General features: G+C 67.1%; 10 protein-coding genes. 4 read left to right on the top strand and 6 right to left on the bottom strand.

All coding sequences use genetic code 11. The features are described from left to right. Positions 1-174: 174 nt before the first annotated feature. Positions 175-1,125, top strand: coding sequence for a DUF6745 domain-containing protein (locus PVK74_RS30180; RefSeq protein ID WP_274477764.1), 951 nt, complete (start codon positions 175-177; stop codon positions 1,123-1,125). A gap of 190 nt (positions 1,126-1,315) precedes the next feature. Here the strand turns inward: PVK74_RS30180 and PVK74_RS30175 are convergent, their stop codons facing one another. Continuing rightward, a complete protein-coding gene (locus tag PVK74_RS30175) occupies positions 1,316-1,990 on the bottom strand; it encodes an HNH endonuclease family protein (protein ID WP_274477763.1) in 675 nt (224 codons plus the stop codon). A gap of 273 nt (positions 1,991-2,263) precedes the next feature. Between PVK74_RS30175 and PVK74_RS30170 the strand changes: the two genes are divergently transcribed. Next, the gene (locus PVK74_RS30170; RefSeq protein WP_274477762.1) at positions 2,264-3,208 is read left to right on the top strand and encodes an endonuclease/exonuclease/phosphatase family protein; all 945 of its coding nucleotides are present in this window, start codon (positions 2,264-2,266) and stop codon (positions 3,206-3,208) included. Between the two features lie 423 nt (positions 3,209-3,631). Here the strand turns inward: PVK74_RS30170 and PVK74_RS30165 are convergent, their stop codons facing one another. From PVK74_RS30165 to PVK74_RS30155, 3 genes are all read right to left on the bottom strand, one after another. Continuing rightward, a complete protein-coding gene (locus tag PVK74_RS30165) occupies positions 3,632-3,940 on the bottom strand; it encodes a hypothetical protein (protein ID WP_274477761.1) in 309 nt (102 codons plus the stop codon). Between the two features lie 226 nt (positions 3,941-4,166). After that, entirely contained in the window at positions 4,167-6,569 is a 2,403-nt protein-coding gene (locus PVK74_RS30160) for an ATP-binding protein (protein ID WP_274477760.1), read from the bottom strand. Positions 6,570-6,597: 28 nt separating this feature from the next. Next, positions 6,598-7,197 carry a formyltransferase family protein gene (locus tag PVK74_RS30155; RefSeq protein ID WP_274477759.1) on the bottom strand — a complete coding sequence of 200 codons (600 nt, stop codon included), beginning with the start codon at positions 7,195-7,197 and terminating at the stop codon, positions 6,598-6,600. 222 nt (positions 7,198-7,419) lie between these two features. On the opposite strand from PVK74_RS30155, the gene PVK74_RS30150 reads away from it, so the two are divergent. Together PVK74_RS30150 and PVK74_RS30145 are read left to right on the top strand one after the other, a co-directional pair. Beyond that, positions 7,420-8,664 (top strand): IS701 family transposase, encoded by a 1,245-nt coding sequence (locus PVK74_RS30150; protein ID WP_274479311.1) that lies wholly within the window; start codon positions 7,420-7,422, stop codon positions 8,662-8,664. A gap of 1,164 nt (positions 8,665-9,828) precedes the next feature. Next, complete coding sequence (locus PVK74_RS30145; RefSeq protein ID WP_274479311.1) at positions 9,829-11,073, top strand: IS701 family transposase; 1,245 nt, start codon at positions 9,829-9,831, stop codon at positions 11,071-11,073. Here the strand turns inward: PVK74_RS30145 and PVK74_RS30140 are convergent. Then, positions 11,043-11,822, bottom strand: coding sequence for an ABC transporter permease (locus PVK74_RS30140; RefSeq protein WP_274477758.1), 780 nt, complete (start codon positions 11,820-11,822; stop codon positions 11,043-11,045). The genes PVK74_RS30145 and PVK74_RS30140 overlap by 31 nt on opposite strands. Next, positions 11,803-12,714: an ABC transporter ATP-binding protein gene (locus PVK74_RS30135; RefSeq protein WP_047893969.1), complete on the bottom strand. Its 912-nt coding sequence runs from the start codon at positions 12,712-12,714 to the stop codon at positions 11,803-11,805. The genes PVK74_RS30140 and PVK74_RS30135 overlap by 20 nt, the downstream gene beginning before the upstream one ends. Positions 12,715-12,719: the final 5 nt, after the last annotated feature.

Here is a 12,719-nt window from a genome sequence, read left to right as displayed (position 1 = left end):
CACGTCATCCCTGAATCACTCACCGCAACCAACCTTGGTGCCCGACACGGTCACAACAGCGAACGCCGGGACTGACGATCGGCCCTGGTTCCTCCAGGTCGCACGTGGCCACTTGACCTGCAGCGGCATCGTCAACGGCATGCCGCACCATCGATCATTCGTCAGGAGGACACCATGCATGACTCCACCAATCCGATCTCAGCGCACGGACAAGCCGTGGCGAACCGATGGACGCAGGCGGCGTTGTCCTGCGAGCCCGCGGACCAGGCGCGCGCGGAGGCAGCCGTCCGCCTCGCCTACCGCAGCGCCGGGCATCCCGAGCCGTCGCGGTTCCTGTGGTGCCCCTCTCCCCCGGCCGCCCTGCAGCAGGTGCGGCAGCTCCTCGACGACGGGCACCCGTCGCTGGTCGCCTCGATCCGCCGCGACGCCCTCAACAATGCGCTGGCAGCAACGCGAGCCCCGATCTGGGAGCAGACCAGCGACCACGACCAGTTCACCGCTTTCGGCGATTTCCACGACTTCATGGAATGGCACGGCTACTACGGCGAGCAGCGCTACGACGGCTTCGAGGCCCGCTACAACCTGATGGAGCACCGGTACCTCTGCAACCCGGTCACCGAGGGCGAGCGGTCCGCGCTCACACCGGTACTGCAGGCGGTACGGCAGGTGTACGAGCAGGTGCTGGGTCCGGTCTGGGCGGCGGTCGACCGCACCCTCACCGGCAGCTACATCATGCAATTCGCCTGGTATTGGAGCGACGAGCAGACGATCGTGAAGCGCAACGACGAGGGACGCGCCGTGATCCGTTACTGCCTGAATCCTCGCGACTGGTTCTTCGATCCGGCCTGGAACCTCTACCCCGACTGGCTTGTGCTCGCCGCGATCGACACCTACCAGCAGGTGCTCAGCACGGCACCCACCCCAGGGTGGGAGGGATGCCGTGACGTGGCGCTGGCGGCCGGGCCGTGGTGGCCCCTATCCGGGGCGGCCGTGATGATGCAGCGCCCCACCGTTCTGCGACTCACCGACGACGGCCGGCTGCACGGCGTCAACGAGCCGGCGGTTGTCTGGCCCGACGGCAGCACCCTGTGGGCCCGTGACGGTGCCATCGTCCCAACCGGGTGATCGCCCCGCCGGCGGGATCAGCGCCTCATCCGATTGCGCCTCGGCGCTGGAGGGCGGGTCCGTGTGGCGACCCGCCCTCCAGCGCGTCGGCGCCGCCGTCCGCGGGCGCGCGGGCGGAGCCGATGACGAATGGCTCAGACGTTGCCGTGCGTCGGTGCTTGTGCGGTCAGGCCTGAGGCGGTGCGAGGAGTTAGGAGCTGCAGGTGTTCAGCATGCTCTGCAGCGCGGACTTCTCCGACGACTGCAGGCTCAACCCCCAGTTGTACTTCACGGTGATCCACATCTTGCTGTAAGTGCACCGGTACGACGACAACGGCGGCTGCCACGTCGACGGGTCCTGGTCACCCTTGGACTGGTTCACGTTATCGGTCACCGCGATCAACTGCGGGCGGGTCAGGTCGTTGGCAAAACTCTGCCGCCGGCTGGTCGTCCAACCGCTGGCGCCCGAACGCCACGCCTCCGCCAGGGGCACAACGTGATCGATGTCGACGTCCGAGGCGGCGGACCAGGTCGCGCCGTCGTACGGGCTGTACCAGCGGCCCGAGGTTGACGCGCAGCTGCTGTCGGTGACCACGGACGTGCCGTCGCGCTTGAGGACCGTCTCGCGCGTGTTGCAGGCACCGCTGATGGTGATCCAGTGCGGGAACAGAGCCCGGGAGTACCCACTCGTCGACCCCTCGCTCTTCACCGTCAAAGCGTTGAGCTGCGACTGGGCGCTCGCCTTGGACGGAATACCGGGCGGTGTCGCCGAAGCCACCGAGGCGTCGACGGCGACCAGGCCAGCGCTGGCGACCACCGCCACCGCTGCTCCGGCTATGGCACGCCGCGCCAACGCAGATGTGGCGAGTCGTCGGGTGAGTCGCATGAGGGCCTCCTCGGGCATCCGTCGTGGACAGCGACCATCTCGCCCCATCATGTCGATCGATGGTCACCACTGTGAAGAGTGGGGAAGGCTCCCACGAACACTGATCACAGCCATTCCCTGTACGCGCCACCGGCCCCGGGGGCACTCGCCGGTCCGCTGCCCCGCCGCCGATCGCGCCTGTCGAGATGGCGACGAACTGGCGATCAGCGACAATCCGACGCCCTAGAGTGCGACTCTCAGGCTGGCACGACACCTGCTATTCCGGGAGCGACGGTGGCCAACAACCTGATCGTCATGACATGGAACGTCGAGAACCTGTTCGCACCCGAGGACACCGACACGTCGGCGGCCGGCACCTACACCGCGAAACTCACCTACCTCGCCGGTCTGATCGCCGGCACCGGCGCCGACGTCGTCGCCCTCCAAGAGATCGGCAGCCTCCGGGCCGCACAGGACCTGCGGGCTGCCCTCGGTGAGCCCTGGCAGGCCGTCGTGTCCTCCCACCCGGACAGCCGCGGCATCCGCGTCGCCGTCCTCGCCCGGCATCCCCTCACCGAAGAAGCGCAGATCCTCGCGCTGCCGCCCTCCGGGTTGCCTGCGGTCCCCGACGTCGACGGCGACACCCTCACCCACATGGGACGCGGAGCGCTTCAGGTACACGTCGACTGCGGCGGCGCCGGCCTGCGGCTGCTGACCGCGCACCTGAAGAGCAAACTGCTCACCTACCCGGGCGGGCGACGCTACCCCCTCAACGAAGACGAACGCGCTCGCGGCGCCGGCTACGCCCTCCTGCGGCGCACCGCCGAAGCCGTCGCCCTGCGCGTACACCTCAACGAGACCCTCGCCGCGGCCGCCATAGACGGCCAACCAGGCATGCCGACCGTCCTCTGCGGCGACCTCAACGACGGCCCGGACGCCATCACCACCGTCCTGCTCGAAGGCCCAGCCGACGGAGACGTCAACCGCCCCGACAAAGGCGACGCCGTCCGGCTGTACAACCTCGGACGACGCCTCCCTCCAGCCCGCGCATACTCCCGCATCTACCAAGGCCGCGGCGAGCTCATCGACCACATCCTGGCAACCCGCGACCTCCAACTCCGCCTGATCACCGTCGACTCCCTCGTCGACGACATCACCTCCATCGGCGCCTCCACCCGCAGCCGAGAGAAGGCCGTCGTACCAGACCACGCCCCCGTCGTCGCCCGATTCCACGGGTAAAACGCGGGCGGCCGGGAAACGCAGCGACCGACGCTGCGCGCCACGATGTCGTCGAGCTCGGCGGCGGTTGCGACGCGATAAATGGCAACGTTAGTTGGGCGAGGGCGGTCCAGAAGGCACGACTGACGCTGCGGCATCTCGCCTGTCAGGGCACATGACCGACCGCTAGCTGATCTTCGAGCTGCCCCGGCAAATGCGGACTGGCCACACACGGTTGAGGAAGTGTGGGGAACGGACGGGAGCCGCTCGGCAATCACCTGGCTTAGCTGCGTCGCTATGCTGGCCGTCACACCTGGAGCTGACCGTAGTTGACGGTCGTCGCCCACCCCATCGGGCACGCAACGGGCACGTGGGCCGGTTGCAGGTCGTTCCGCTCGGCTGACCAGCCCGGCAAACCGCCGCAGGCTGGTCGAACCGATGCGGCTACCAGTACGTCAGGCGGAACACGTCTCGGGCAACCAGGCCGCCCGGCGGCCGCAACGGGTCGTAGCCGTCACCGAGATACCCCGCCCGCTGATGGGAGCGGAGAACGAGACGATGGCCGGCGAACACCAGGATGAAGCCAACGGCAGCCATCGTCGCCGCCCCCTGTGGGGACATCAGCCGCACACCCGCCGCCCGGAACACCCACGGAGAAACAGCCAGGAGGATCGCCAAACGGTAGATCCAGATCCCCGCACGGTAGGGGAGAAGCCGCCGGCACGCCTCGAACTCGCTGCTGCTGATCGACACCGCGTCAGGTTAGTCCCTGAACGGCTCTCATCGCTGGCCCCGCGGTCGCCGCTGTCCTTGCGCCTTCGGCTGTCGGTCAACCCTCCTCTCCCCGAAGCCCATCTCCGCCGTGTCCGCACATCGTGGAACGGGCCTGGTCCCCGACGTCAACTCGGCGGTGACAAGTTCGGCCTTCCTGCCCCGCGCCACGCCGGCTAGGGGGCCGCGGTCGCGCATCGGTATGGCATTACTGCTGGTCGCCCTGACCGATGGCGTCGGCGACGTGGTTCCGAAGCTCCTGGGCGGCTGGGTCATCGAACTGCCGGAGGATCTGCTCCGCATCGGTCCATACGTTGGAGGCTTCTGCGTTGCGTCCTGCTGCGCTGAGCGCATCACCGAGATGCGCGAGCGCTACCGCCTGTAACCAGCTGTCTGCGAGGTCGTGGTGCATCGCTGCGGCGCGGTGGTGGAATTCGGCAGCTTCGTCGAAGCGGCCGAGTTGCTGGTAGGCCAGCCCGGTGGCGTCGAGCGCGGTGGCTTCGCGGCTGCGGTTGCCGAGGCGGCGTTGAAGGACGGCCGCGCGTTGGTAGGAGGCGAGGGCTTCTTCTGGCTCTTCGAGGTCTTGCTGGATGCGGCCGAGTTCGATGAAGCCGGCGGCGGTGATGACTTGGTCGTCGGTGTCGGAGGCGATTGTCAAGGTCTGGTTGGCGACGTCGCGTGCCTGTTCGAGTTGGCCTACCTGTCGCAGCATGTCGCATTGCTTGACCAGGACGTCGATCTCGGATGCGCGGTCGCCGAGCTGCCGCATGGTCGCGGCCGCGGCAAGGCTGTGTTGGAGTGCCTCAGCGGGGCGTTGCAGTTCCAGCAGGGCCCAACCCGTCAGGTGGCTGGCGAAAGCCTCTTGGTGAGGGTCGTCGAGTTGGCGGGCTGCGCTTTGAGCTTGGCGGAACATCGTCAAGGCTTCATCGAGGCGACGTAGGCGCAGGCACGCGAGGCCGGCTCCGCAAAGTGTTTCGGCTTCACCGGCGAGGTCGCCGGCTCGCCGTTGCAGGGCGATGGCCTGGGTGAGGTAGCCGAGGCCCTCTTGGTGCCGGTTCGCCTGCGTGTGGGCTTTGCCGAGGCTGTAGAGCAGGAACGCTTCGGCTTCCTGGTTGTGCAGGTATCGGGCGGATGCTAGGCCGATCTCAGCGGTGGTGAGCCATTCGTGGATCGGGTGGCGGAAGTTGTAGATCTGGTGAAGCAGGGCGGGTAGCTGCCAGGCGTGTTGGTGCATGCCGTGTGCGTTGGCAGCGCGAGTAGCGGCAACGAGGTTAGTGCGTTCGGCCTCGTACCAGGAGATGGCTTGCTCGTGCGTGGTGAAGGTTGCGGGGGTGACGCTGTCGGGGTGTGGCGCGAGGTCGAGGGTGGGGTGTCCGTACATGCTTGCGGTGATGGCGTTGTGGGTGCTGTGGAGGTACCAGGAGAGGATTCTGTCGAGGGCGGCGGCGCGTGATTCGGCGGTTTCGTCTTGGAGGACTTGATCGGCTGCGTAGGCGCGGAGCAGGTCGTGGAACTGGTAGCGGTCGCGGGCCTTTTGTTCGAGCAGGTGCGCGCCGACGAGGACGTCGAGGATGCTGCGGGTGCGGTTGGGTGTTATGCCCGCTAGCGCTGCGGCGGCGCTGGTGCAGAAGTCCGGCCCTGGGTGGAGGCCGAGTAGCCGAAAGAGTGTGGCCGCGTCTGCGGGTAGGGCTTGGTAGGACCAGGCGAAGACGCTGCGGATTTCGCTGGCTTCGTCGTCGTCGTCGCTGGTGAGCAGGTCCCACAGGCCGGATTCGTCTCGAAGGTCTTGGATGAGGTCGCCGAGGGCCTGTTGGGGGTAGCGGGAGGCGCGTTCGGCGGCGATCCGTAGGGCAAGGGGGAGGCGGGCGCAGAGTTGGGCGAGTTCGGCGAGTTCTTGGGGGTCGTCTCCGCGCCGGTAGCTGTCGGTGGTGAGTTGCAGGAGTTTGACGGCGTCGGGGTCGCTGAGGACGTCGAGGGTGAGGCGGCGGGCGCCTTCGCGGGCGACGAGTGTGGATAGTCGGCTGCGGCTGGTGATGATGGTCAGGCTCCTGCCTGTACCGGCCAGGAGTGGGCGGACCGCGGTGACGGTGGCGGCGTTGTCGAGGACGACGAGGGCTCGGCGTTCGGCGAGTAGCGAGCGGTAGAGGTCGGTACGGCTGTCGGTGTCGGCGGGTATGTCGTCGTGTGGAACTCCGAGAGCGCGCAGGAAGCGTTCGAGGATGTCGTGTGGTTGGGCGGGCTGGCCGGGGTCGTAGCCGCGCAGGTTGGCGTAGAGCTGTCCGTCGGGGAAGTGTTCGCGGACCTGGTGTGCCCAGTGCAGGGCGAGGGAGGTTTTTCCGACGCCTGCGGTGCCGGCGATGACGACGATGACGGTAGGCGTGCTGGTGTCCGCGCTGGAGGCGAGTGAGGCGCCGAGGTGTTGCAGATCCTCGGTGCGGTTGACGAAGTCGGGTACGCCAGGTGGGAGCAACCGTGGGATGGGTCCGGCGGGGTGGTGCGGGGCGTGGAAGTGGACTCCCCCGCTGACGCTTCGGGCTTGCACGACGTCACGGGCCGCGCCGGAGAGCTCGGACCGTGTCTGGTCGCCCCGCTCGGAATGCGCGTCGTGCACGGCGTCCTCCCTGCGCTGCTGCTGCGCCTCAGACAGGCTTGTGGTGAAAAGTGGGCTGGGTCTGCAGAAGGCCGTCGGTGAGCGCCACGATCCAGCCGCGGCTCAGTCTCGCGGTGACGTGGCCAGGCGGGTATTGGTGCTGGCACCGCGAGGCGGCGGTGGCGCGTACCTGGGTCGGGTGCTCGTCGTCGGTGTGCAGGAAGAAGCCCAGCTGCCCGAAGCGGGCATGCAGGTGCAGTGCGTCGGCCACGGTTGCGGTGGCGGCGTCCAGGGTGCGTTCTGCCTGCGGCGGTTCGGGCCAGTAGGAGCCGCCGGCCGGGTTCTGCTTGTTGGCGAAGTAGTGGTCGACGTCGTCGAGGAGGCGCCGCAGTGCGCGAGGCGCGTATGCCCAGAGTTTGAGGAAGATCTCGTCGAATCCGTCGCCGGGATCGCGGTCGAACGGCTCTTGAACAAGGATCGGGCCTTGGTCCAGCTCGGGGGTCATTTCGTGGATGCTCACACCGTTGAGTTGCGGGTAGTCGAACGTCAGGTAGGCCAGCGGGTTGGGGCCGCGTCCCTCGGGCAGCAAGGTGGGGTGAACATTGACCGCGTATCGGACGTTTAGCTCTTCGATCGGTATGCGGTGCATGTATGCGGCGCATACCAGCAGGTCGATGCTGATGTCGTTGAACTCGTCGGTTAGTACTCCAGCCGGGGATGTTGACCTCGGCTGAGCTGCGGTTCGGTGCGGTGGGGGTACGAGGGCAGCCACCGTCGATCATGGGCGGTTGTGTGGACTGACCATGATGCAGCGGTGGCTGCCGGATACAGGGTAGACGCCCAGCGGTGGCGGGTGTTGTTCGACGACCTGATGTTGACGGTCGGGCAGCGTTTCCGCAGGCCCGAGCCGCGTCGGCGGGTGTGTGACTTCGTTCGGGGGCTGTTGGCGCCGCTACCGCGGAAGAACTGCTGGAGCATCGCCGAACACGCCGGGGACGCCGGCCCGGACGGGATGCAGGACCTGCTGACCCGGGTGACGTGGGACGACGCCGAGGTTCGTGCCGATGTCCGCGAGTTCGTCGGTGAGCATCTCGGTGATGGTGAGGCCGTGCTGGTCATCGATGAGACGGGTGATCTGAAGAAGGGTCGGCACACCGTCGGGGTGCAGCGGCAGTATTCGGGCACCGCCGGGAAGATCGAGAACTGCCAGCTCGCCGTGCACCTGGTCTATGCCACCGAGGCTGCTCACGCGATGCTCGACACGGCCCTCTACCTGCCGAAGTCGTGGTGCGACGACCCCGAACGACGTGCCGAGGCCGGTGTCCCTGAGCAGGTGCGCTTCGCGACGAAACCACAGCTGGCGGCCCGCATGATCGCCGCCGCGGTCACCGCTGGGCTGCCGTGCCGGTGGGCGGCCGGCGACGAGGCCTACGGCAACGACCCGCGGCTGGCCGCCCGGCTGCGTCAACTACGACTGGGCTATGTCCTGGCCGTGGCCTGCTCACATCAGGTGATCACCGGCCTCGGCGTCTACCGCGTCGACGCCCTCGCCGCCGAGCTTCCCGACACCGCCTGGCAGCGAATTTCCGCCGGCCGGGGCGCAAAAGGCCACCGCTACTACGACTGGGCCTTCATCGCCCTGCCCCACGCCATCGATGACCAGAGCGGGCACCACTGGCTGCTGATCCGCCGCAGCCGTCGCACCGGTGAGCTGGCCTTCTACCGCTGCTGGTCACCCGAGGTCGTCGCGCTCGGCACTCTCGTCGCGATCGCCGGCCGCCGCTGGAAGATCGAGGAATCGTTCCAGGCCGCGAAGACCGGCCTCGGCCTCGACCAGCACCAACACCGCCGCTGGACCTCCTGGCACCGCTGGAACACCCTGGCGATCCTCGCCCACGCGTTCCTCGCCGCCGCGACCGCCGAGCACCGCAACCACTACCAGCCGGTCGGGCTGATCCCGCTGACCGTCAACGAGCTACGCCACCTGTTCCACATCCTGATCATCGAGCCCACCCGCCGGCGCTGCGACCCGCTGCTCTGGTCAATCCGCCGACGTCGCCACCAAGCCAAAGCCATGACCAGCCACTACGCCCGGCAAGCCCTCATCGAGCCGTGATCACGATCCCCGGCTGGAGTATTAGCTTCGGCTGACCAACCGGGCGCGAGTGCGGTCAGAGATGAGAATCCGAACGCGTTCCGGCACTCCGGCAGGACGGCTCTCCGCTCGCGGTGAGGACGTGCATCGTGGTCGCAATCCGCAGCTGTGCCGCGTCCTCTGCTGCACTCCTTGCAGGTCGGTGCCGATCAGCTAGGTCGTGAAGCCATGACCTGTGCTGTCCTGATAATGATCGACGGTGGATGGCGATCGCAGATTACGACAACTAACGACCGCGTTGCTCATACTCGGCGGCTGCGCCGAGTAGTAGTTGCGGAGAGATCTTCACTGCTGTCTCTCCCGCCAGGACATTGCTCAGCTCACCTTCGGTGTCTTGGTCCAGCCGTAGGCCCTGAACGACGATATCGCCGTCCTCCGCAATGTAGATTGTTGGGCAGCTAGTCGAAGACGTGCTGTATAACAGCCGCAGCTTCATAGAGGTCCTCGCTATACGGGTAGCGACTTGAAGGACAGTTCAGGCAAGTATCCGTCACATCACCCTTCGTGGTCAAGGCTTGCCGTCGCCCGCCTGGTGGACTGTCCAGCGTCCTGACCTGCGGCGATGTGGCAGCGGACTCGACTTCTATCGATGGGATTGGCGCAAATGCGGGTAGAACTCGTCCTCAGTGTCTCCAACTGCGGACACCGGTTGCCGAGGACGCAACGCGGCATTGATCCACCGCAGCAGGCGTGCGCCATAGGGACCTCAGGCGATAAGTTGTTCGGACAACTTTGGTCGCCCACAAGTGATTGGACGGGCCATGACGCGGTTGCGTGTTGCCTACGCCGGCCATGACTTTTTCTCCTCATGTCTGGAGCTGCTAGCCCAGCACGCGGACGTCGATCTCGTGCTCGTCCTTACCGACGAACCCGGAGGTCAGCCGACGGACAACGTCCGCGCGATCGCCGCAGCGCAACAAACGCCTGTTCGGACGGGCCGCTGGAGCGCGGCCCTAATACTCCAGCCGGGGATGTTGACCTCGGCTGAGCTGCGGTTCGGTGCGGTGGGGGTACGAGGGCAGCCACCGTCGATCATGGGCGGTTGTGTGGACTGACCATGATGCAGCGGTGGCTGCCGGATACAGGGTAGACGCCCAGCGGTGGCGGGTGTTGTTCGACGACCTGATGTTGACGGTCGGGCAGCGTTTCCGCAGGCCCGAGCCGCGTCGGCGGGTGTGTGACTTCGTTCGGGGGCTGTTGGCGCCGCTACCGCGGAAGAACTGCTGGAGCATCGCCGAACACGCCGGGGACGCCGGCCCGGACGGGATGCAGGACCTGCTGACCCGGGTGACGTGGGACGACGCCGAGGTTCGTGCCGATGTCCGCGAGTTCGTCGGTGAGCATCTCGGTGATGGTGAGGCCGTGCTGGTCATCGATGAGACGGGTGATCTGAAGAAGGGTCGGCACACCGTCGGGGTGCAGCGGCAGTATTCGGGCACCGCCGGGAAGATCGAGAACTGCCAGCTCGCCGTGCACCTGGTCTATGCCACCGAGGCTGCTCACGCGATGCTCGACACGGCCCTCTACCTGCCGAAGTCGTGGTGCGACGACCCCGAACGACGTGCCGAGGCCGGTGTCCCTGAGCAGGTGCGCTTCGCGACGAAACCACAGCTGGCGGCCCGCATGATCGCCGCCGCGGTCACCGCTGGGCTGCCGTGCCGGTGGGCGGCCGGCGACGAGGCCTACGGCAACGACCCGCGGCTGGCCGCCCGGCTGCGTCAACTACGACTGGGCTATGTCCTGGCCGTGGCCTGCTCACATCAGGTGATCACCGGCCTCGGCGTCTACCGCGTCGACGCCCTCGCCGCCGAGCTTCCCGACACCGCCTGGCAGCGAATTTCCGCCGGCCGGGGCGCAAAAGGCCACCGCTACTACGACTGGGCCTTCATCGCCCTGCCCCACGCCATCGATGACCAGAGCGGGCACCACTGGCTGCTGATCCGCCGCAGCCGTCGCACCGGTGAGCTGGCCTTCTACCGCTGCTGGTCACCCGAGGTCGTCGCGCTCGGCACTCTCGTCGCGATCGCCGGCCGCCGCTGGAAGATCGAGGAATCGTTCCAGGCCGCGAAGACCGGCCTCGGCCTCGACCAGCACCAACACCGCCGCTGGACCTCCTGGCACCGCTGGAACACCCTGGCGATCCTCGCCCACGCGTTCCTCGCCGCCGCGACCGCCGAGCACCGCAACCACTACCAGCCGGTCGGGCTGATCCCGCTGACCGTCAACGAGCTACGCCACCTGTTCCACATCCTGATCATCGAGCCCACCCGCCGGCGCTGCGACCCGCTGCTCTGGTCAATCCGCCGACGTCGCCACCAAGCCAAAGCCATGACCAGCCACTACGCCCGGCAAGCCCTCATCGAGCCGTGATCACGATCCCCGGCTGGAGTACTAGTCATGATGCGCAGTGTGATGACGAGGCCTGCCGTGCACCACGCCGCCAGCACTACGAACGGCGGTGCTGCTATGCCGTCTGGTGGAGTGTTCAGGGTTTCTCGGACTGCTTGCGCCATGTACTGGAACGGCAGTACCTGATGGATCGTCTGTAGCCATTCTGGGAGCCGATCGGCTGGGAAGTTGATCGGCGAGAACATCAACGCGATGAAGACGATCAGCTGGGTGACCATGTTCGTCACCGGTGGCGTGGCCGCGTACGCGATCGCGAGGCCGACGGTGGTCGTGGTGAGCGCGACCAAAGACATCACCGGTATGGCCATCCAACTCACGCGGAGGGTGATATCGAAACGTAGCACCGCGACCACCAGCCCAAGGATCAGTCCCGGTGTCCCAACGATCAGCCAGGTGGTGACGTCCGAGACGAGAACTGCGGTGCGTGGCACTGGCAACGTCTGGTTGTAGGTGAAAGTGCCCTCGGTCTTTGAGGTGGCCACCAGTTGCGGTGCCATAACCATGCCGATCGTGATGAGGCCCAATGTCGGTGCCCCGGTGGACAGGTAGAGCGCAGTGGCCGAATCGATCTGCGGCAACAGGAACGCGAACCCGAGGACGATCCCGACGGAGAGGAAGATCTGGATGACCAGCACCAGTGGCAGCAGGTAGCGCAGTCGGATCGCCGACCAGCGCAGCAGGAGTAGGTAGCTACGGAACCAGTGCCGCATTGCGATGGGCCTCCGGGTTCTCGGTCAGGGTGACGTACACCTCTTCGAGGCTGATGGGATTGAGCGAGAAGCGGCCGGTCAGGGACTGAGCCCAGGCCACCGCGAGGTGCGCGTTCTCCTCAGCGAGGGTGACGGTGAGCCGGTCGCCCTCCCGGTTGGTGCTTAGCGACCAGGCCGGCATGGTCGGTTCGGCGGGTACGGTCAACTCCAGGCGCATCTGTCGGTCGGCGGCCAGGGCGGCCGGGGTACCTGTGGCAGCGACTCGGCCGTGGTCGAGGACCACGACCTTGTCAATCACGCGTTCGGCCTCGGCAATGTTGTGAGTGACCAGGACGACCCCGCGACCCTCGGCGGCCAGCACCCGGACCTGCTCCCAGAGCAGGCGCCGGCGCACCGGGTCAACGTCGTTGGTGGGCTCGTCCAACATGACCAGCCGGCCGGGCTCGACGATTGCCATGCAGAACGCGGTGAGCCGCCGTACGCCGCCGGACAAGCGTTCGCCGGGCTGGTCTGCCCACTCCTCGATGTCCAGTGCGGCGAGCAATTCGGCCGTTCGCCGCTGCACCGCCCGGCGGTGGCCGCCGCGGATTCCGCCGATGATCTCGATCGCCTGCCGTGTGGTGACACCGGTGAGTGGAGCGTGTGCCTGTGGCTGGAACGAGCAGACCGAGCGTGCCCAGGCGGGCTCGGCGACCGGATCGCGGCCGAGCAGGGTGATCGTGCCGGCGGTCGGCCGAGCCAGACCGACGACCTGATTCAGCAGGGTGGTCTTGCCGGCGCCGTTGTGTCCCAGCAGGCCGAGGACGTCGCCGCTGGCTACCGCCAAGCTGATGCCATCGTTGGCCCGCGCCCCGCGGCGATAGACCTTGGTCAGGTTGTCGATGTGCAGCATGAGCA

The sequence above is a fragment of the Micromonospora chalcea genome (assembly GCF_028768405.1).
GTDB lineage: Bacteria > Actinomycetota > Actinomycetes > Mycobacteriales > Micromonosporaceae > Micromonospora > Micromonospora chalcea.
This window is presented reverse-complemented; position numbering and strand designations above follow the sequence as displayed.